An 18,853-nucleotide genomic window follows, 5' to 3' on the forward strand; every position below is an offset into this window, starting at 1 on the left:
CGGCGACGGTGGCGCCGGGACCGCGGCGGGGCCGGCCGGGGCAGTGCGGACGGGTGGGGGTGCGGGCACGGGTGCGGCTGCCGGAGGACGCCGGGACGGGCCGGTGCGCTCCAGTGCCTCACGGGCCGGGGCCTGCACGACCCGCGGCTCCGCCCTGCCGTCCGGGCGCGGTTCGGGCGCCGGGTGCGGTGGGGACGGCAGCCCGGACGAGGGCGGCCGTTGGACGGTCACACAGCCCGAGACGGCCGAGACGGCTGAGACGGCCACGGTGACCAGGAGCGTTGCGGTGGTCGCGGTTCGATGCACCCGGTCAACTCTGCTGGGTCGGACACCACGGGAAGGGCCGACGGGCGGAGTGTGCCCCGCACGGGTGAACACCGGACGGCCGGTGCCGTCTCAGACACCCGTCGCCCCGTCGAGGCGCTCACGGATCAGGTCCGCATGACCGTTGTGGCGCGCGTACTCCTCGATCATGTGGATGTAGATCCACCGCAGGCTGAAGGGTCTGCCGTCCCTGCCCGAGCCCTCGGACAGGTCGTCCGGGCCCAGGCGTGCGGCGTTGTCGCGGGCGATCGCGACCTCGCCCCGCCAGGTGGCGTACGCCTCCTCCCAGGTGTCCGCCTCGGTGAGGTGGAACTCACCGTCCCGGTCCTCGTCGCTGTAGTAGATCGGGTCGGAGCCGTCGTCCAGGAGGATCCTGCGGAACCAGTTGCGTTCCACGTCGGCCATGTGCCGGACGAGGCCGAGGAGGGACAGCTCGGAGGGCGCCGCCGACGCGGTCCTGAGTTGCGCGTCGTCCAGGCCCTCGCACTTCCGGACGAGGGTGTTCCGGTGGAAGTCCAGCCAGCCCTCCAGCATGGCGCGTTCACCGGCGTCCGTCCCGGGTGTTGTGCGTTCCGTCGTCATGACCGCATCGTCGCGGACGACCGAAATCTCTGACCAGAGCTTTTCGTGCCGCAGCACCGGGCCCGGCCCACGACCACGCCCCGCCCACCGTCCGTCCGTCCGTGCGTGCGACCGTGCGTGCGCCCGTCCGTCCGTGCGCCCGTGCGCCCGTCCGGCAGGTCAGGCGGGCAGCATCGCGCCCAGCAACTCCCGCAGTCCGGTCCGTACGTCGTCCAGGGACGGCACGTCCGCGTGGTAGGCGCCCGCGGCGCACGAGAACATCAGCCCGTCCGCCCAGGCCGCCAGCGACAGGACGTGCCGGGCCGGGTCCGGTGAGCCCGCCGCCGTCAGCAGCCCGGTCAGCGCGTCCCGGAACTGCCGGCCCGTGGCGTCGAAGAACTCCCGCAGCTCCGGACGGCGGGTCGCCTCCAGTGCCAGCTCGTAACGGGCGATCAGCAGCTCGCGGTTGCCGGTCAGCGAACGGTGCACCGCCCGTGCCAGGCCCTCCGCCAAGGAGTCGGGCCCGCCCCGCGGATCCGGCGGTTCGCCGAGGCCGAGCACCCGCGCCTCGCGCTCCGCGAGGCGCCGCACCGCGGCTTCCAGCAGTGCCAGCCTGGTCCGCGCGAGGTTGGACGTGGACCCCGCGGGCAGCCCGGCCGCCGCGTCGACGGCCCGGTGGGTGAGCCCGCGCATACCGCGCTCGGCGAGCAGGCCCAGGGCGGCGTCGGCGACGAGTTCGGCACGGGTCGCGCCGGTGCCGCCCCCAGGAGCGCTGCCGGCGGGAGCGCTGTTCACGGAAGTGTTGCGTACGGCCATGAGGGCCAGCCTACCGCTCGCACTACATCTGTAGTACGGTCGACGCGATCGATACTACAGATGTAGTGAGCGCTGGAGGGGTCATGACACAGGCACCACGCGCGGTGGTCGTGGGCGGCGGCATCGGAGGTCTCACCGCGGCGGTTGCACTGCACCGGCGCGGCTGGCGGGTCACGGTCCTGGAGCGGGCCCGGTCCCTGGAACCGGTCGGCGCGGGCATCTCGCTCGCGCCCAACGCACTGCGCGCACTCGACGTCATCGGGCTCGGCGACGAGATCCGCGCCCTCGCCGCGTGGCAGGGCGACGGCGGACTGCGCGCTCCCGGCGGCCGCTGGCTGTCGCGGAGCGACGCCGCCGCGGTGGCCGGGCGCTTCGGCGGTCCGCTCGTCCTCCTGCACCGCGCCACCCTCATCGCCTGCCTGGCCGCGCAACTGCCCGAGGGGGTCGTGCGTACGACGTCCGCGGCGGCCCTGGCGGATCCCGGGGACGCCGACCGCCCCGCGCGGGTGAGCACCTCCGGCGGCGAGCTGGAGGCCGAGCTGGTCGTCGGCGCGGACGGCATCCACTCCGCGGTGCGCCGCGCGCTGTTCCCGCGGCATCCGGGACCGGTCTACTCCGGCTTCACCGCCTGGCGGGTCGTCGTCCCGCTGCCCGGCGTGGACTTCGCCTCGCACGAGACCTGGGGGCGGGGCCGTATCTGGGGCACGCACCCGATGGAGGACGGCCGGGTGTACGCGTACGCCGCCGCCCGCGTACCCGCCGGAGGGAGGGCGGCCGACGACGAACGCGCCGAGCTCGTACGGCTCTTCGGCGACTGGCACGACCCGGTCCCGGCCGTGCTGGCCGCCACGCGCCCCGGGGACGTCCTGCGCCACGACGTCCACCACCTCGCGGAACCGCTGCCCGCCTTCCACGCCGGCCGCGTCGCCCTGCTCGGCGACGCCGCGCACGCCATGCCGCCGACGCTGGGACAGGGCGGCAACCAGGCCGTGGAGGACGCGATCGTGCTCGCCCACCACGTCGACCCGCGCACGGTCGACCCGAGTACGGCCGCTCCGCGCACGGTCGACGCGATTACGGCCGGCGCGAGTACGGGGAACCGTGCGGGAGGGGACCGGCTGGGCGCGGGCCTCGCCGCGTACACCGCGGCACGCAGGCCCCGTACGACCGCGATCACCCGCAAGGCCGTCGGGATCGCACGGGTCAACATGATGCGCAGCCGGCCGGGGACCGTGCTGCGCGACGCCGCGCTCACCGTGCTCTCCAAGGCCGGACCCGCCCTCTTCCTGCGGAGCTTCGACACCATCGCCGACTGGCGGCCCCCGCGGTCGCCGTATGCTTCCGACGGCACGGGTGCTTCCGACGGGACGGGCGTACGCGTGCCCCGGACCGTCCCGTGCCACCCCGCCTCACCCCGCCCAACCCCACCTCAGATCCGTGTCCCCCGGAGGAGATCCCCGTGAAGGTCGGCTGCATCGGACTCGGCGACATCGCGCTGAAGGCATACCTGCCGGTGCTCGCCACCCGCCCGGGACTCGAACTGCATCTGCACACGCGCACACCCGCGACCCTGACCCGGGTCGCCGACAGCCTGCACGTACCGGCCGGACGGCGGCACACGGACCTCTCGGCGCTGCTCGCGCAGGACCTCGACGCGGCGTTCGTGCACGCGCCCACGCACGCGCACCCCGAGATCGTGGGCCGGCTGCTCGAAGCGGGTGTCCCCACCTATGTCGACAAGCCGATCGCGTACGAACTCGCCGAGTCGGAACGCCTGGTACGGCTCGCGGAGGAGCGGAACACCGGCCTGGCCGTCGGGTTCAACCGGAGGTACGCACCCGGGTACGCGCAGTGCGTCGAGCACCCGCGTGAGCTGATCCTGATGCAGAAGAACCGCGTCGGCCTGCCGGAAGAGCCCCGCACGATGATCCTCGACGACTTCATCCACGTCGTGGACACCCTGCGGTTCCTGGTGCCGGGGCCGGTCGACGACGTGACCGTGCGCGCCCGCGCCGAGGACGGGCTGCTGCACCACGTCGTGCTGCAACTGGCCGGCGACGGGTTCACCGCGCTCGGTGTGATGAACCGGCTGAGCGGTTCCGCCGAGGAGATCCTGGAGGTGTCCGGGCAGGACACCAAGCGTCAGGTGGTCAACCTCGCCGAGGTCGTCGACCACAAGGGGCAGCCGACGGTACGGCGGCGCGGCGACTGGGTGCCGGTGGCCCGCCAGCGCGGTATCGAGCAGGCCGTGCTCGCCTTCCTCGACGCCGTGCGCGCGGGCAAGGTCCTCAGCGCCCGGGACGCGCTGGCGACCCATGAGCTGTGCGAGCGCGTGGTGCGCGCGGTGACGGAGCGGGAGCGCTCCGCCTGAGCCGCAGCGACCGTACGCCCTCGGCGGCGCCGGAAGCGGCCAGGACCAGCAGGGCCAGGCGGAGGGGCCACTCGCCGAACCACGCGTAAGGGGTGACACCGCGCGCCAGCGGCACCTCGTACACCGCGGACGTGCTCGCGTCGGTGCCGAGCCGGGAGCCGACGCGCTCGCCCTCCGGACCGTGGACCGCCGAGACGCCGGTGAGCGTCGCGTGGACCATGGGCCGGCCCGTCTCGGCGGCCCGCAGCGCCGCGAGCGACGCGTGCTGCGCGGGGGCCCAGCTGTCCTGGAACGAGGAGGTCGACGACTGCGCGAGCAGGATCTCGGCGCCGTCCCGCGCGAGATGCCGGCCGATGTCGGGGAACGCCGACTCGAAGCAGACCATCGGGCCCACCCGCAGCCCGCCGCCGACATCCATCACGACCTGTCCGGTGCCGCGCCTGCGGTCCTCGCCCGCCGCCTTGCCCACGGAGGTGGCCCAGCCGAGGAGGGAACGGGCCGGGACGTACTCGCCGAACGGCACGAGCCGCATCTTGTCGTAGCGGTCGCCGGTCGGGCCCCGCGGGCCCACCGGCACGGAACTCTTGTATATGCCCGGCACGTCCGAGCGGCGCGCGTCGACGTTGACCATGATGTCGGCGTCGACCGTGCGGGAGAGCGCGGCGAGCCGCCGCGCCAGATCGGGGCGGCCGGCGAGGTCGAACCCGACACTGCTCTCTCCCCACACGACGAGGTCGACGTCCTGGCCGGCCAGCTCCCGGGTGAGCGCCTCCTCGCGCGCGAACCGCTTCTCGGGGCCGTCGGCGCCGCCGATCACACCGGGCTGCACCACGGCGATCCGGGCCAGGCCGGCTTCCTGCGGGCGGGGCGACCAGACCCAGACCGCCGAGGTGACCGCGACCGTCGCGGCGAGCGCGGCGAGCGCAGGGAGCGCGGCGAGCCCAGGAAGGCCGGGGAGCACGGGGACCCGGGACGGCCGTAGCGCGACGAGGACGGCGACCGCGACGTTCACGCCGACGAGCAGGAAACTGAGCAGCCACACCCCGCCGACCGAGGCGAGCCGCAGCGCGGGCTCCACGTCCCACTGACTGGACCCCAGCACCCCCCAGGGGCCGCCCAGCCCCTCCCAGGAGCGTACGAGTTCGACCGCCAGCCAGCCGGAGGGCAGGACGAACAGGGCGGCGGCCACCCGGCCGGGCGAGGGCACACCGGCCAGGAACCGGTGCACCAGCCAGCCCCACGGGGCCCAGAGCGCGCCCAGCAGCGCGGCTATGACCACGGTGAAGACGTGCAGGCTCGGCAGCAGCCAGTGGTGCACGGCCAGCATGAAGCCGAGCCCGCCGAGCCAGCCGTCGTACGCGGCCCGCCGCCCCGTCGGAGCCGACCGCACGAGCAGGATCCACGGCACCAGCGCGACGTACGCGAACCACCACAGGGACGGCGCGGGAAAACTCGGCATCGGCAGCGCACCGGCGAGCGCGGCCGCCGCGCCCCGCCACCACGGAGAGCCAGGACGCCGGCGCCACTCAGTGGCGGACAGGTTCATCCAGCGCCTCCCTGGGCCCCCGGAACACGGTGCGTGACTCCAGTGTGCGTACCCCGGGAGGACCCGGACGAGAACTTCCGGCAGGACCCGTATGGGAACTCCCGGCGAAATGACCCGGCGGCAGCCGAAGCCTCAGGCGGACGCGGGCCGCAGGACGACCGGGAGGGCGGCGAGGCCGTTCACCGCCGTGGAGATCACGGCGCCGCCGGGCACGGATGCCGGAGCCGACCCCACCACCGTCATCGTAACGACCCGGCCCTGCACGTATGTACGAAGTGAACAAACGACGGGGTCGTTCAGGGGGCGGCGGGTTCCCGGTGCCGCTGTGCGTCCCGGCGCCACTTCTCGTGCACGACCACCTCGCTCAGCAGCCAGCCGTCGTCGGTGCGCAGCAGCCCGAAGCCGTACCGGCCGCCGCACACGAAGTCGGGTTCGGTGGAACCGCCGTCGTGTCCCGCGAAGCGCATCGGGTTGACGTAGTCGGCCTGGACCCGGGCCGTGTCGTTCCTGCCCTGCTCCGCCGCGCCGAAGCGCACGCGCCGGTTGACGATCAGATGCTGCCGCATCGGGAACAGGGCCATGGTCCGCGAGAGCCAGCCCGCGATCTCACCGGCGTCCCCTTCGATACCGCCCGCGGACCGGTAGTCGGCCCGCCCGTCCGGCACGAACAGCCGTCGGTACGCCTCCCAGTCCCCGTCGTCGACCGCCACCGCGTACTCGGTGACCACCTCGTCGACCGCGAGCCGGTCCCTCACCGTCGCCAGTTCCGCGCGCTGCGTCATCGGCTCAGTGTTGGCCACGCGGCCGACCGCGCCAAGGGGGCGTGCGGTGGGATTCACCGGTCGCGCGGTACGGACGCCCGGACGGGTGACGACGGGTGACGACGGGTGACTCAGGACAGGACCTTCGCGGTGAACGCGGCCAGTTCCGCCCGCAGCCGCTCGCGCGATGTGCCCCGGCTGTCGACCAGGTGGTCGATGAGGTCGGCGCGGACCGCGGCGAGCAGCGCGTGGGCGGCGAAGCCGCTTCCGCCGAAGCCGGGAAGTTCCTCCAGGACGCCCCGGAGCGTGGTGTGCCACCAGTCGTAGTGCCCCGCGCCGTAGGGACTGCCCGTCCCCGTCTCCTCCAGCGCCAGCGAGAGGTGCCGGTGGTCGAGCTTGAAGCACAGGAGGGCATCGAGGAGAGCCGGAGCGCGCTCTTCCGGCGGAGTGCCGGGCCCGAGGGGGTACGGGCCTTCCGTGACGGCCCGGCGGATCGGCTCCAGCCGGGTCTCGAAGAGCGCCTGGATCAGCCGGGTGCGGTCTCCGAAGCCACGGAAGAGCGTGCCCTTGCCGACTCCCGCCTCGGCCGCGATGTCGGCCATGGTCACGTGCTCGGGACTGTCGCTGCGGGCGAAGAGCCGGTCGGCGGCGGCGAGGACGGCTTCCCGGTTGCGTACGGCGTCGGCACGGGGCTTGCGCTCTGACACGTGGTTCCTTCCGGGTGCGGGGTGCGGGGTGCGGGGTGCGGGGTGCGGGGTGCGGGGTGCGGGGCGCGGGCGGTCGAAGGTGGCGCGGGTTGCATAAGCGGACCGTCGGTCCGTATTGTTGAATCAAGCGGACCGCGGGTCCGTATCGTATCCGAGGAGATCCATGACCACCGCCATGCCCCCGGCCACCGCCCCGCGACCGGCGGACCTGTTCCGCCATGGACTGCGGCTGCTGCTCGACAAGGACATCCCCGCCTGGGTCGCCCTGTGGGACGACCACGGCGTCCTCGAATTCCCCTTCGCGCCCGACGGGTGGCCGAAGCGACTGGAGGGGAGGGCGGCCGTCTCCGAGTACATGCGCCACTACCCCGACCACATCGACCTGCGGGACTTCCCGGACCTGAGGATCCACGAGACCGGCGAGGCCGGGACGATCGTGGTGGAGATGCGTGGTGTGGGGCGGCTGGTGCAGACCGGGGCGCCGTTCGACATGACCTACATCGCCGTGGTGACCGTGGCCGACGGCCGCATCACGCACTACCGCGACTACTGGAACCCGCTCGCCGTCCCCCGGGGCGGCGCAGCCGACTTCACGCGGGGCGACCGATGACCGGGGCCGGGGCCGGGACCGGAGTCGCCCTCGTCCTCGGGGCCACGGGCACGACCGGCAGCCGTGTGGTCCCGCGCCTCACCGCCCGGGGGCACCGGGTCAGGGCCGCGAGCCGCCGTGCCGTCCCCGTCGGCGGTGCGGAGGCCGTCCGTTTCGACTGGTACGACCCTGCGACGTACGCGGCGGCCCTCGACGGCGCGGACCGCGCCTACCTCGTCGCGCCCGTGGACTCCGCGTCGCCGGCCGACGTCATGCTGCCCTTCCTGGAGCAGGCCCGTGCCGCGGGACTGCGCCGGGCCGTACTGCTCAGCTCCTCCGCGGTCCCCGCGGGAGGGCCGGCGGTCGGGCAGGTGCACCGGGCCCTGCCCGGACTGTTCGACGAGTGGGCGGTGCTGCGGCCCTCGTGGTTCATGCAGAACTTCACCGGCGACCACATGCACGCCCGGAGCATCCGGGAGGAGGGGGTGATCATGACCGCGGCGGGAGAAGGGCGGGTGGCCTTCGTCGACGCCGACGACATCGCGGCCGTCGCCGTGCACGCGCTGACCGACGTCCGGGCTCCCGGCACCGACCTGGTCGTCACCGGTCCGCAGGCGCTGAGCCACGCGGACGTCGCGGCCGTGCTGACCGAGGTGACCGGGCGCGCGGTCGTCCACCGGTCGCTGACGTACGAGGAGATGCGGGACCGTCTGGCGGCCTCGATGCCGGTCGAGTACGCCGCCATGCTCGCCGGTATGGACCGCGCGAACGGGGAGGGGGCCGAGGACCGCACCACCGACACGGTCCGGCGTCTCACGGGACGCCCGCCGCGCACCTTCCGGGACCATGTGACGCGGACGCCGGGGCCGGCGCGGGTGACGTGACGGTCACCTGCGGGCGGCCGACCGGAAGGCCCCCGCTGAAGGTCTGCCGGGGGCGGACCGGGCCGGGGGCCGGACCGGGACGGGGAGGAGGGAGGACCGGGCTGGGGGCGGGGCGCCGCAGCGGGGCCCGCGTGCTCCGGAGTTCAGGCCGCTTCGACGATCTCGTCGCGTACCGCCGCGGCCCACTCCACGAGCAGCAGTTCGTACGCGGCACGGTCCTGCGCCGAGAGGAAACCGCCCGCGCGGATCCATAACGCTCGGATCTGCTCATTCAGTGCGGTTGCGGACCGCACGGAACCAGGAGTCAGGTGATCGGGGGACATGCGCATCAGCGTAGGGCCAAGGACTGACGGCCCGCCACCGGATGACCGCCCGTGCCGTATGCGGTTGGTCACGCCCCGGGCCCGCGGGGGCCGAAGGGCCGGAAGCCGTCGTTTTATTCGGATGCCCGCGAAGGGCGCGGCCGCTACCGTCGTGCCTGTCCGGGCACGGAGGAGGCGACCGCTTCTCCTCCCCGGACACCGGGCACGGGCCGCCCGCCGCGGGGGAATCCGGCGGGCGGTCTCGTCATGCCGGCAACCGCCCGGCGCGGTGCGGGCGTCAGCCCGACGACTCCGCCGCGTGCGGGCTCAGCGCACCCATGCTGACCAGCACGATGATCAGGATGCCGAGTGCGATGCGGTAGTAGACGAACGGCATGAAGCTCTTGGTCGTGATGAACTTCATGAACCAGGCGATGACCGCGTAGCCCACCAGGAACGCGACGATCGTGGCGAAGATCGTGGGGCCCCAGGTGACATGGCCACCCTCGCTCGCGTCCTTCAGTTCGAAGGCGCCGGAGGCGAGCACCGCCGGAATGGCGAGCAGGAACGAGTAGCGGGCGGCGGCCTCACGCGTGTACCCCATCAGAAGACCGCCGCTGATGGTGGCGCCGGAGCGCGACACACCGGGGACGAGGGCCATCGCCTGGCAGAGGCCGTAGATCAGGCCGTCCTTCACGCTGAGGTCCCGGAGCGTCTTGCGCTCCCGGGCGGCCCTGTGCTTCCCGCCCGTCTCGTCACGGGCCGCGAGCCGGTCCGCCACGCCCAGGACGATGCCCATCACGATCAGCGTGGTCGCGGTGATGCGCAGATCGCGGAAGGGCCCCTCGATCTGGTCCTTCAGCGTGACGCCGAGCACGCCGATCGGAATCGAGCCGACGATCACGAGCCAGCCCATCTGGGCGTCGTGGTCCTGTCGCATCGCCTTGTTCGTGAGGGAGCGGAACCATGCCGAGACGATCCGCGCGATGTCCTTGCGGAAATAGATCAGCACCGCTGCCTCCGTGCCGATCTGGGTGATCGCCGTGAAGGCCGCTCCCGGGTCCTCCCATTTCGCGAACGCGGCGGTCAGCCGCAGGTGCGCGCTGGAGGAGACGGGCAGGAACTCGGTCAGCCCCTGGACGAGTCCGAGGATGAGGGATTCAAACCAAGACATGAAGTTTCGTGATCCAAGTGCTGATGGCGGGAGCGGAGCGAATGGACAGGCGTACGTGCCGCGTTGTCGTCCGCGGTGATCAGGCGCGCCCGGGGCAGCGTAGCGCCCCCGGGTGACCGTGCGACGACAGGGCCTCCCTTGTGCGGGGTGCAGCGGGTGCGGCGGGTTGTTCCGTGTTCCGTGTTCGAGCGCCGCATCGAGGTGCATGACGTGGACCCGGCGTCCGGCTCGTGGGCGCCGACCTGGACGACCTCGGTCACCCCGCAACGAGCCCTTCGCGGCCCTCGCGCCGTCCTTCGCCTTCTTCGGCGAACTGGAACTCGCGCCCGGCGACGCGCTCACCCGCCGCCACCGCGTCGTCGTCGCCGACGGTGCCTGGGAGTGCGAGGGGATCGCCGCGTACCTGGCGGAGCACCCGTGGCGAGTGCCGCCCGGTCCGCCGCCGCCCGGTCCGCCGCCGGACGGTCCGTCATGTGACCTGTGCCGTCGTGTGATCCGTGCCGTCATGTGATCCGTGCCGTCATGTGACCTGTGCCGTCATGTGATCCGTCGTGGTCGCGCGGAGGCCGTCGCGGCTCATGCCGTCGCGGGACCCGTGACCGTCCACCCCGGAGCCAGGGGGTGGGGCGTCAGGTCGTCGTGGCGGACCTCCTCGCCGCACTCCGCGCAGGTGACGACCGGGACCAGTTCGTGGCCGCCGAGGGACCCGTCGCCGCCCGCGTGTTCGAGCACCATGGGGCGGTCGTCGCCGGTGAGATGGCGGTCGCCCCACGCCATGAGCGTGAGCAGTACCGGCTCCAGTTCCAGGCCCGCCCGGGTGGGCCGGTACTCGAAGCGCGGTGGCCTCTCGCTGTAGGCGACCTTCCTCAGCAGGCCCGCCTCGACGAGCCGCTTCAGCCGGGTGGTCAGTACGTCGCGCGGTGCGCCGGTGTTGCGCGCCAGCTGGTCGAACCGCGTGGCGCCCAGGGACACCTCGCGCAGCACGAGCAGCGAGTACTTCTCGCCGACGAGGGCGAGCGTGTTGGCGATCGAACAAGGGCGGGCTTCCTTCATGCGGCGCATTCTACGGGGTGGGTTGGTTCTTCCAACCCACTCGGCTACTGTGGAGTCACTTAGCGAGTTGGAAAATCAAACCCACTGACTCCGAGGGGCCAGACATGCGTGACGCAGTCATCGTCGAAGCCGTACGCACCCCGGTCGGCAAGGGCAAACCGAACGGTTCGCTCGCCCACGTCCATCCCGTGGAACTCCTCGCCCACACCCTCCGCACGCTCGTCGAGCGCTCCGGTGTCGACCCCGCGCTCATCGACGACGTGATCGGCGGCACCGTCGACCAGGTCGGCGAGCAGGCCATGAACACCACCCGGTTCGCCGTCCTGTCCGCGGGCTTCCCCGAGTCGGTGCCCGCGACGACGGTGGACCGCCAGTGCGGGTCCTCCCAGCAGGCCGTGCACTTCGCGGCGCAGGGCGTCGTCTCGGGGGCGTACGACCTGGTCGTGGCCTGCGGAGTGGAGTCGATGAGCCGGGTGCCGATGTGGTCGAACGTGCCGGAGGGCAAGGACCCCTTCGGGCCCGGGGTGGCCGGGCGGTACCCCGAAGGGCTGGTCCCGCAGGGCATCAGCGCCGAGCTGATCGCGGCCGAGTGGTCGATCCCCCGTGAGCGGATGGACGCCTTCGCGGTGGAGTCGCACCGCAGGGCCGCGGAGGCGTGGGAGAGCGGGCTCTTCGCCGCCGAGGTCGCGCCCCTCGACGGGGTGACGCGCGACGAGTGCGTGCGGCCCGGCAGCAGCACGGAGGTCCTGGCCGGGCTGAAGTCCGCCTACTACGACGCGGACTTCGGCGAGCGCTTCCCGCAGATCGGGTGGAACGTCACCGCGGGCAACGCGAGCCCCGTGAACGACGGTGCCGCCGCCGTGCTCATCACGTCGGGCGAGACCGCGGCCCGGCTCGGCCTGCGGCCGCTGGCCCGGCTGCACAGCTTCGCCGTCACCGGGTCCGATCCGCTGCTGATGCTCACCGGTGTCGTGCCCGCCACCGAGAAGGTGCTGCGCAGGGCCTCGCTGGCCCTCGGCGACATCGACCTGTTCGAGGTCAACGAGGCGTTCTCCAGCGTCGTCCTCGCCTGGCAGCGGGAGACGGGTGCCGACCTCGCCAAGGTCAACGTCCACGGCGGCGCGATCGCGATCGGGCATCCGCTCGGTGCGAGCGGGGCACGGTTGACGACCACGCTCGTCCACGCGATGCGGACCCGTGGGGCCCGGTACGCGCTCCAGACGATGTGCGAGGCGGGCGGCCTGGCCAACGCGATGGTGCTGGAAAGGGTGTAGCCACGGGTCGCATGCTGCGGGGTCGCGGGCTGCGGGCTCGGAGGTATGCCGGGTGCGGCGGCCCGGTGAGGGCTGAGCGCGCGGTTCCCCGCGCCCCTGAAAAGCAGGGCCGTGCCCCGCCGTGTCCGCCTCAGCGGGAGCGGATGTGGTGGCGTTTGCGCCAGGCGACCGCCGCGCCGGCCAGTGCCGGGAGGGCGATGAAGGCCATCGCGATCAGGAAGGCCGGGGAGGTCGGGGCCGAGGCGCGGGCGCCCGCGACGGCGTACGCGGCGGTGTTGGGGATCGAACCCAGGCCGGTGGCGAGGAGGAAGGGGAACCAGCCCATCCGGGACACGGACGCGCAGTAGTTCGCGGCGCAGAACGGCACCCCGGGGAAGAGGCGCGCGGCCATCATCGAGCGGAAGCCGTGCCGGCTGAGCTGCCCGTCGGCGGCCTTCAGCCAGCGGCCCCGCAGCAGGGGCCGCAGCGCGTCCTGCCCGAGCATCCGGCCGAGCCCGAAGGCGGTCCCGGCCCCGAGGACCGTACCGGCGAGCGCGGCCCCCAGTCCCAGCTGCCAGCCGAAGAGGGCGCCCGCCGCGAGGTTCAGGAGAGGCCGGGGCACGAACGCGACCGTGCACAGCCCGTACGCGACAGCGAAGACCACGGCCGCCGCGGCACCGTTCAGCTGGGGCGGCCAGCCGTCGGACAGCAGTCTCTGCGGCTCGAACAACAGCACCGTCGCGGCGGCCGACAGCAGTAGTGCCACCAGCAGCGAAAGCCGGGACCACGGGGAGAGCAGGACTCTCGTGCAGCGGCCGGCCAGGCCGGCCGGCGGGGTGGAGAACTCGGTTGCGAACTCGGCGGCGAACTCGGCGGGGACGAGTTCCGTGGCGGGGAGCGGGGGAGTGACCGTGGCGGTGCCCCCAGAGCGGGTGGTGGCATCGAGCATCCGGTGACACTAACCGACCCGTGTGTGTGAGCGCCGTATGGTTCGTCTCACGGGCGTCACAGCTTCCGGAACGTCGGAGGCGTCTTCGGGGCCGCCGTGCAGCGTTCCCGCGGACACCGCGCCGCCGCGGCCGGTCGTCACCCGCGCCGTCGCGACGGGTCCGGAACGGGCCGCGAAGGCCCGCGCCCACCTGCGGGGCAATCGCCCCTCTTCCGGCTTTGACCTCGTGTGATCACCGCGCGCTCGCCCGTACGACCCGCCGGGGGACGCCGGGGGCGCCGCGGCCCGGCGAAGCGGACCGCACGGCCGCGGTGCTGTGCCGCCGGCGGTCGTCGGGGCGCGAGCGGCAGCGTTTCGCCGCCACTTCGCCGACGGTCACCCGCGCCGGCGTGTGAGGCGTCTCTCCTCCCCACGGCCCCGAAAACCATTCGACGTGGGCGGACCCGTCGGCGATGATCGCCCCATGGTCCGGTACGCCTTCCCTTTCGCAGCGCCCGCAGTCGCGGACGCCGCGAAGGCTGCCGTCCCGAGGGCCACCGTCCTCAAGCCCATGGCCGCCGCAGGCGCCCGAAGCTGACCCTTCCCGGATCGTCCGGCGGACCCCGCAGGGGGAGGGTCGGCGGGTCCTCGGGGTCCCCGTCCCGGCCGTCCGGCGCCGGGACCTTCACTCAGCTCCGCTGAAACCGAAGAGGCTTCGAGGTACAGCCATGCCCAAGAAGGCTTACGTGCGCACCAAACCGCATCTGAACATCGGCACCATGGGCCATGTCGACCACGGCAAGACCACCCTGACCGCCGCCATCACCAAGGTCCTCGCCGAGCGCGGCTCCGCCACCTTCGTACCGTTCGACCGGATCGACCGGGCGCCGGAGGAGGCCGCGCGCGGCATCACCATCGACATCGCGCACGTCGAGTACGAGACCGACACCCGGCACTACGCCCACGTGGACATGCCCGGCCACGCCGACTACGTCAAGAACATGGTCACGGGCGCGGCCCAGCTCGACGGGGCGATCCTGGTGGTCTCCGCACCCGACGGGATCATGCCGCAGACCGCCGAGCACGTGCTGCTCGCCCGGCAGGTGGGCGTCGACCACATCGTCGTCGCCCTGAACAAGGCGGACGCCGTCGACGACGGCGAGGACACCGTGCTCACCGACCTCGTCGAGCTGGAGGTCCGCGAACTGCTGACCGCGCACGGCTACGGGGGCGACTCCGTACCGGTCGTACGGGTCTCCGGGCTCAGGGCGCTGGAGGGCGACCCCCGGTGGACCGAGGCGATCGGCGCGCTGCTCGACGCGGTGGACACGTACGTGCCCATGCCCGAGCGGTACGTGGACGCGCCGTTCCTGCTGCCGGTGGAGAACGTGCTCACCGTCACCGGCCGCGGCACGGTCGTCACGGGCGCGGTCGAACGCGGCACGATCAGGGTGGGCGACCGTGTCGAAGTGACGGGTACCGCCGTGGAGACGGTGGTCACCGGACTGGAGACGTTCGGCAAGCCCATGGACGAGGCGCAGGCCGGTGACAGCGTGGCGCTGCTGCTGCGCGGCGTCCCGCGCGACGCCGTGCGCCGCGGGCACGTGGTCGCGGCGCCCGGCAGCGTCGTCCCCGCCCGCCGTTTCTCCGCGCGGGTCCATGTGCTGTCGGCGCGCGAGGGCGGACGGACGACGCCGGTGTCCACCGGCTACCGGCCGCAGTTCCACCTCCGCACCGCGGACGTGGTCGGCGACGTCGACCTCGGTGACCGCGCGGTCGCGCGGCCCGGTGAGACCGTCACCATGACGGTCGAACTCGGGCGCGAGGTACCGCTGGAGCCGGGACTGGGCTTCGCGATCCGTGAGGGCGGCCGCACGGTCGGCGCCGGCACGGTGACCGCCGTCGGCTGAGGCGCCGTCGGCTGAAGCGGCGCCGGCCGGATCGGCGCCGGCCGGATCGGTGTCGCCGGGTGGGTGTCCGCCTTCCGTCCCGTACGGGAGGCGGGCGCCCGCGTGGCCGCCCCCTCCCCGGACCGGCTGCGGCGGAACCGGGCGCGGCGGCCCCGGGCACAATGGACCCGTGGACGAGCCGATACCCGTGACCAGGACCGTGGACCACGGGACCGCCAAACTGATGCCGGACGTCGACCGCAGCCGGGCCTGGCTGCTGACGGTCGACGGGGCGCCGCAGTCCTACGTCGACCTGGACGAGCCGACGCACCTGGAGTTCGAGTACGCGCGCCGGCTCGGCCACGTCCTCGACTCGGTCGCGCCACCGGGGCGCCCGCTGGACGCGCTGCACCTCGGCGGCGGCGCGCTCACGCTGCCCCGCTACCTCGCCGCGACCCGGCCCGGCTCCCGGCAGGACGTGGTCGAGGCCGACGGCGCACTGCTGGACCTCGTCGCCGAGCGGCTGCCCGTTCCCGGGGACGCGGGCATCGCCCTGCACGGCGCGGACGCCCGCGCCTGGCTCGAAGCCGCCCCCGCCGCCTCGGCCGACGTCCTGGTCGCCGACGTGTTCGGCGGCTCCCGGGTGCCCGCGCACCTGACCTCGCAGGAGTACGCGCGTCAGGCCGCGCGCGTGCTCCGGGGCGACGGCGTGTACCTGGCCAACCTCGCCGACGCCTCGCCCTTCGCCTTCCTGCGTTCCCAGCTCGCCACGTTCGCCACCGCGTTCGAGGAGCTCGCGCTGATCGCCGAGCCGGGCGTGCTGCGCGGCCGCCGCTTCGGGAACGTGGTCCTCCTCGCCTCGCACCGGCCGCTGGACCTCGCCACGCTGACGCGCCGTACGGCCTCCGACGCCTTTCCGGCGAGGGTCGAGCACGGGGACCCGCTGCGGGCCCTCATCGGGGACGCCGGACCCGTACGCGACGAGGACGCGGTGCCGTCGCCGCAGCCGCCGGACGGGGCGTTCGGCATCGGCTGAAGGCCGGGACCGGTCCAATCCGGTCCGGTCCGGTCTGATCCAATCCAATCCAATCCGGTTCAATCCCGTCCGGTTCGATCCCGTCCCGTCCGGTCGGGTCAGCTTTCGAAGTGCGCCGGTGTGCCCTTCGCGGGCGCCCCCTGCGCCACCTCCTTCGTGCGCCGGGTCAGGTTCCGGACGTCCGGCACGAACAGCACCGCCGCCGTCACCACGACCACCAGGACCGCGCAGCCCCACAAAGACTCCGTACGCCCGAAGACGGACTCCGCGGGGCCCGCGAGGGCGGTGGCGAGCGGGACCATCGCGATCGAGCCGAACCAGTCGTACGCCGAGACCCGGGAGAGCTTGTCCTCCGGTATCTCCTGGTGCAGCGCGGTCATCCAGGAGACGCCGAAGACCTCGATGGCGACGCCGGTGACGAACATCACCGCGCACAGGGCGCCCACCGGGACCGGGACGGCGAGCGCGGCGGACGGCAGGGCGAGCGGGAACACGCAGAGCGTCCCGGCGAGGAGCAGCCGCCGGGGTTTCCAGCGCATCATCAGCAGCGCGCCCCCGACGGTGCCCGCGCCGAACGCGGCGAGCGCCAGGCCCCACGGGCCCGCGCCGCCGAGACTGTCCCGGGCGACCAGGGGGCCGTACACCGCCTCGGCCGCGCCGACGACGGCGACCACGACCGAGAACTGGGCGACGACCGCCCACAGCCAGGGCCGTCCCACGACCTCCCGCCAGCCCTCGCGCAGATCGGCGAGCAGGCCGGTGCCCGGCACCCGGGGCGGTATGTGGCCGACGTCGAGGAAGGCGCGCAGACCGCCCGCGACCGCGAAGGCCAGCGCGTCCACCGCGAGCACCCAGCCCGGCCCGGCCACGGCGACCATGGCACCGCCGAGCGCCGCGCCGCCGAGCCCCGCCCCGTGCATGGCGAGGCGGAACATCGCGAAGGCGCGGCCGGCCTGCTCGCCGCTGACGGAGGAGAGCAGCATGCCCTCGGCCGCGGGGTTGAAGAACGCCTGGCCGGTGCCGCCCAGGGCGGTGAGGAGCATCATCTGCCAGAGCTGCGGCTCACCGGCGAGCACGAGTGCCGCGAAGGCCGCCTGCGAGACGCAGTTGAGGGTGTTGGCCGCGACCATCACGCGGTGCCGGGGCAGCCGGTCCGCGACCGCGCCGCCGATCAGCAGGAAGAGCACGAGGGGCAGGGTGCGGGCCGCCGCCACCAGACCCACGTCACCGCCGTCGCCGCCCTCGTCCAGGACGGCGAACGCCGCCGCGATCAACGCGCCCTGGCTGCCCAGGTTCGTCACGACCGCGGCGGCGGTCAGCAAGGTGTAGTTGCGGCCCGCCCAGGAGGGACGGCGCGGTCGGGAGGGGGAGTCGGCGGCGTTCACCCGGCGACTATCCCCGCCGGTGGGCCGACTTGCCAAACGGGTTGCCGGCCCCTTTCCCGGCGGGGTGGCCAGGGAGGCCGGGGAGGCTAGCCCTCCGTCGGCGCGTCCTTGGTGAGGCGCACGGTGCTGAGGATCCTCTGGACCGTCGCCTCGGGGATCTCGTCGCCGACACCCTTGGCGCCGTACAGGTTCCAGGTGACGAAATCGCCCGCGCCGTTCTTGAACCCGAAGGTGATGGCCTTGCCCTCGCTGTCGCACTTCTTGTTCTGCGGCGTGTTGCTGGAGTACGCCTCGGCGACGCTGCCCTCCAGGCCCGACTTCGTCGTGTAGGGCTTGGCCTTGCCGAACTTTATGCTCTTCTTGTCGGGCTGGGTGTACCCACCGAAGATCCACCACGGCACGCGGGTCTCGGCCGCCTCGGCCGCGTCCTTCGCGCCGTTCTCGCCGCGCGTCCCGGCGGTGGCCAGCGCGGTGTCCTCCTCGCGGCCGTCCTTGTCGCTGTCGCTGGTGCACCACTTGGACTTGAGGTAGGCGGGGGCGGTGACCGTGGTGCGGTCGGTCTTGCCCTTCTCCTCCCACTCGAACCCGACGCTCGTGTCGGTGCTCTCGATCTCCCACTCGGCGGGCACGTCGAACATCGTGCCGAAACGGGGGTTGATGACGACCTTCCAGCCCGCGATCGTCGGCTTCTCGCTGTCCGTGCCGCGCGGGTCGTCCTCCCCGGCGGACGCGGACGCGCCCGGGTCCTCGGGCGCGCTCGCCGACGGCGTCCGCTTCGCCCTGTCGTCCTTGCCGCCGTCGGCCTCGTCGTCCTTGTCGCCGCCCAGCACCAGCAGGCCCGTGACACCGGCCGCGACGACCACGGCCGTCGCCGCCACGATCGCGACGAGCTTCGTCCGGTTGCCGCCGCCGCCCGACGGGGGCTGCGGCGCGCCGGGCGCGCTCCAGCCGGGCTGCATCGGCTGGGTGGGCGGGCCCTGCGGCTGGGGTCCGGTCTGCTGCCAGCCCGGCTGCTGGTACGGATTCGGCTGCTGGTACCCCGGCTGCTGGTACGGGTTCTGGTTCGGGTCCTGCGGGTTCTGCTCGCCCCCGGGCGGCTGGTTTCCTGGCCACATGGCCCGTAACCCTAGTGCCGTTTCGGACACGATCGGGTCACTGCCCCTCGTCGGGTACGTACCGGACCGGGAGCAGATGTGCCCGAACGCGGACGTACCGGTACCGAGGATTCCGTCCGCCCGCGACCATTCGCCCCCGACCGTCCACCCCGGCCCGCC

The 18,853-nt window shown here is 73.4% G+C and carries 18 protein-coding genes and 1 pseudogene; 8 read left to right on the plus strand and 11 right to left on the minus strand.

Going from position 1 to position 18,853, the window contains the following annotated elements; translation table 11 throughout:
* Window positions 1–396 precede the first annotated feature (396 nt).
* Window positions 397–906: a DinB family protein gene (locus KM933_RS31285; protein WP_221358469.1), complete on the minus strand. Its 510-nt coding sequence runs from the start codon at window positions 904–906 to the stop codon at window positions 397–399.
* A gap of 159 nt (window positions 907–1,065) precedes the next feature.
* The gene (locus KM933_RS31290; RefSeq protein ID WP_221358471.1) at window positions 1,066–1,701 is read right to left on the minus strand and encodes a TetR/AcrR family transcriptional regulator; all 636 of its coding nucleotides are present in this window, start codon (window positions 1,699–1,701) and stop codon (window positions 1,066–1,068) included.
* 83 nt (window positions 1,702–1,784) lie between these two features.
* Between KM933_RS31290 and KM933_RS31295 the strand changes: the two genes are divergently transcribed.
* Together KM933_RS31295 and KM933_RS31300 are read left to right on the plus strand one after the other, a co-directional pair.
* The gene (locus KM933_RS31295) at window positions 1,785–3,164 is read left to right on the plus strand and encodes an FAD-dependent monooxygenase (RefSeq protein WP_221358481.1); all 1,380 of its coding nucleotides are present in this window, start codon (window positions 1,785–1,787) and stop codon (window positions 3,162–3,164) included.
* Window positions 3,161–4,072 (plus strand): Gfo/Idh/MocA family protein, encoded by a 912-nt coding sequence (locus KM933_RS31300; RefSeq protein WP_221358483.1) that lies wholly within the window; start codon window positions 3,161–3,163, stop codon window positions 4,070–4,072. Before KM933_RS31295 ends, KM933_RS31300 begins: the two co-directional genes overlap by 4 nt.
* On the opposite strand, the gene lnt is transcribed toward KM933_RS31300, so the two are convergent.
* From lnt to KM933_RS31315, 3 genes are all read right to left on the minus strand, one after another.
* Complete coding sequence (gene lnt, locus KM933_RS31305) at window positions 3,990–5,618, minus strand: apolipoprotein N-acyltransferase (RefSeq protein WP_221358485.1); 1,629 nt, start codon at window positions 5,616–5,618, stop codon at window positions 3,990–3,992. The genes KM933_RS31300 and lnt overlap by 83 nt on opposite strands.
* 296 nt (window positions 5,619–5,914) lie before the next feature.
* Window positions 5,915–6,400, minus strand: coding sequence for a nuclear transport factor 2 family protein (locus KM933_RS31310; protein WP_221358487.1), 486 nt, complete (start codon window positions 6,398–6,400; stop codon window positions 5,915–5,917).
* A 110-nt stretch (window positions 6,401–6,510) separates the two neighbouring features.
* Window positions 6,511–7,086, minus strand: coding sequence for a TetR/AcrR family transcriptional regulator (locus KM933_RS31315; RefSeq protein ID WP_221358489.1), 576 nt, complete (start codon window positions 7,084–7,086; stop codon window positions 6,511–6,513).
* 175 nt (window positions 7,087–7,261) lie between these two features.
* On the opposite strand from KM933_RS31315, the gene KM933_RS31320 reads away from it, so the two are divergent.
* Together KM933_RS31320 and KM933_RS31325 are read left to right on the plus strand one after the other, a co-directional pair.
* Window positions 7,262–7,696, plus strand: coding sequence for a nuclear transport factor 2 family protein (locus tag KM933_RS31320; RefSeq protein ID WP_221358586.1), 435 nt, complete (start codon window positions 7,262–7,264; stop codon window positions 7,694–7,696).
* Window positions 7,693–8,559, plus strand: a complete 867-nt coding sequence (locus tag KM933_RS31325) for an NmrA family NAD(P)-binding protein (RefSeq protein ID WP_221358499.1) — start codon at window positions 7,693–7,695, stop codon at window positions 8,557–8,559. Before KM933_RS31320 ends, KM933_RS31325 begins: the two co-directional genes overlap by 4 nt.
* Window positions 8,560–8,702: 143 nt before the next feature.
* Here the strand turns inward: KM933_RS31325 and KM933_RS31330 are convergent, their stop codons facing one another.
* Together KM933_RS31330 and KM933_RS31335 are read right to left on the minus strand one after the other, a co-directional pair.
* Window positions 8,703–8,882 carry a hypothetical protein gene (locus KM933_RS31330; protein WP_221358501.1) on the minus strand — a complete coding sequence of 60 codons (180 nt, stop codon included), beginning with the start codon at window positions 8,880–8,882 and terminating at the stop codon, window positions 8,703–8,705.
* 277 nt (window positions 8,883–9,159) lie between these two features.
* Window positions 9,160–10,035 carry an undecaprenyl-diphosphate phosphatase gene (locus KM933_RS31335; protein ID WP_221358503.1) on the minus strand — a complete coding sequence of 292 codons (876 nt, stop codon included), beginning with the start codon at window positions 10,033–10,035 and terminating at the stop codon, window positions 9,160–9,162.
* A 262-nt stretch (window positions 10,036–10,297) separates the two neighbouring features.
* Here KM933_RS31335 and KM933_RS39845 point away from each other — a divergent pair.
* A pseudogene (locus tag KM933_RS39845) lies at window positions 10,298–10,456 on the plus strand (DUF6807 family protein); the annotation flags it as partial.
* Between the two features lie 155 nt (window positions 10,457–10,611).
* Here the strand turns inward: KM933_RS39845 and KM933_RS31345 are convergent.
* Window positions 10,612–11,088: a winged helix-turn-helix transcriptional regulator gene (locus tag KM933_RS31345; protein WP_430727393.1), complete on the minus strand. Its 477-nt coding sequence runs from the start codon at window positions 11,086–11,088 to the stop codon at window positions 10,612–10,614.
* 104 nt (window positions 11,089–11,192) lie between these two features.
* On the opposite strand from KM933_RS31345, the gene KM933_RS31350 reads away from it, so the two are divergent.
* Window positions 11,193–12,362: a thiolase family protein gene (locus tag KM933_RS31350; RefSeq protein ID WP_221358516.1), complete on the plus strand. Its 1,170-nt coding sequence runs from the start codon at window positions 11,193–11,195 to the stop codon at window positions 12,360–12,362.
* A 130-nt stretch (window positions 12,363–12,492) separates the two neighbouring features.
* Here KM933_RS31350 and KM933_RS31355 read toward each other — a convergent pair whose 3' ends face one another.
* Window positions 12,493–13,290 carry a TVP38/TMEM64 family protein gene (locus KM933_RS31355; protein WP_221358517.1) on the minus strand — a complete coding sequence of 266 codons (798 nt, stop codon included), beginning with the start codon at window positions 13,288–13,290 and terminating at the stop codon, window positions 12,493–12,495.
* A 707-nt stretch (window positions 13,291–13,997) separates the two neighbouring features.
* Between KM933_RS31355 and tuf the strand changes: the two genes are divergently transcribed.
* Both tuf and KM933_RS31365 read left to right on the plus strand, forming a co-directional pair.
* Window positions 13,998–15,179, plus strand: coding sequence for an elongation factor Tu (tuf, locus tag KM933_RS31360; protein ID WP_221358519.1), 1,182 nt, complete (start codon window positions 13,998–14,000; stop codon window positions 15,177–15,179).
* 169 nt (window positions 15,180–15,348) lie between these two features.
* Entirely contained in the window at window positions 15,349–16,194 is an 846-nt protein-coding gene (locus KM933_RS31365) for a spermidine synthase (RefSeq protein ID WP_221358521.1), read from the plus strand.
* A 98-nt stretch (window positions 16,195–16,292) separates the two neighbouring features.
* Here the strand turns inward: KM933_RS31365 and KM933_RS31370 are convergent, their stop codons facing one another.
* Both KM933_RS31370 and KM933_RS31375 read right to left on the minus strand, forming a co-directional pair.
* Window positions 16,293–17,579, minus strand: a complete 1,287-nt coding sequence (locus tag KM933_RS31370) for an MFS transporter (RefSeq protein WP_308013601.1) — start codon at window positions 17,577–17,579, stop codon at window positions 16,293–16,295.
* 86 nt (window positions 17,580–17,665) lie between these two features.
* Window positions 17,666–18,694, minus strand: a complete 1,029-nt coding sequence (locus tag KM933_RS31375; protein WP_221358525.1) for a DUF8017 domain-containing protein — start codon at window positions 18,692–18,694, stop codon at window positions 17,666–17,668.
* Window positions 18,695–18,853 lie beyond the last annotated feature (159 nt).

Origin of the sequence: Streptomyces beigongshangae, assembly GCF_019710745.1 — a bacterium.
In the GTDB taxonomy this organism is placed as follows: Bacteria; Actinomycetota; Actinomycetes; order Streptomycetales; family Streptomycetaceae; genus Streptomyces; species Streptomyces beigongshangae.

What these genes read in the sequence shown, in the direction of transcription:
- KM933_RS31330 (WP_221358501.1), bottom strand. Translation starts at nt 8,882, where the DNA reads ATGTCCCCCGATCACCTGACTCCTGGTTCCGTGCGGTCCGCAACCGCA.
- KM933_RS31345 (WP_430727393.1), bottom strand. Translation starts at nt 11,088, where the DNA reads ATGAAGGAAGCCCGCCCTTGTTCGATCGCCAACACGCTCGCCCTCGTC.
- KM933_RS31335 (WP_221358503.1), bottom strand. Translation starts at nt 10,035, where the DNA reads ATGTCTTGGTTTGAATCCCTCATCCTCGGACTCGTCCAGGGGCTGACC.
- KM933_RS31325 (WP_221358499.1), top strand. Translation starts at nt 7,693, where the DNA reads ATGACCGGGGCCGGGGCCGGGACCGGAGTCGCCCTCGTCCTCGGGGCC.
- KM933_RS31375 (WP_221358525.1), bottom strand. Translation starts at nt 18,694, where the DNA reads ATGTGGCCAGGAAACCAGCCGCCCGGGGGCGAGCAGAACCCGCAGGAC.
- KM933_RS31310 (WP_221358487.1), bottom strand. Translation starts at nt 6,400, where the DNA reads ATGACGCAGCGCGCGGAACTGGCGACGGTGAGGGACCGGCTCGCGGTC.
- tuf (WP_221358519.1), top strand. Translation starts at nt 13,998, where the DNA reads ATGCCCAAGAAGGCTTACGTGCGCACCAAACCGCATCTGAACATCGGC.
- KM933_RS31290 (WP_221358471.1), bottom strand. Translation starts at nt 1,701, where the DNA reads ATGGCCGTACGCAACACTTCCGTGAACAGCGCTCCCGCCGGCAGCGCT.
- KM933_RS31355 (WP_221358517.1), bottom strand. Translation starts at nt 13,290, where the DNA reads ATGCTCGATGCCACCACCCGCTCTGGGGGCACCGCCACGGTCACTCCC.
- KM933_RS31295 (WP_221358481.1), top strand. Translation starts at nt 1,785, where the DNA reads ATGACACAGGCACCACGCGCGGTGGTCGTGGGCGGCGGCATCGGAGGT.
- lnt (WP_221358485.1), bottom strand. Translation starts at nt 5,618, where the DNA reads ATGAACCTGTCCGCCACTGAGTGGCGCCGGCGTCCTGGCTCTCCGTGG.
- KM933_RS31320 (WP_221358586.1), top strand. Translation starts at nt 7,262, where the DNA reads ATGCCCCCGGCCACCGCCCCGCGACCGGCGGACCTGTTCCGCCATGGA.
- KM933_RS31350 (WP_221358516.1), top strand. Translation starts at nt 11,193, where the DNA reads ATGCGTGACGCAGTCATCGTCGAAGCCGTACGCACCCCGGTCGGCAAG.
- KM933_RS31285 (WP_221358469.1), bottom strand. Translation starts at nt 906, where the DNA reads ATGACGACGGAACGCACAACACCCGGGACGGACGCCGGTGAACGCGCC.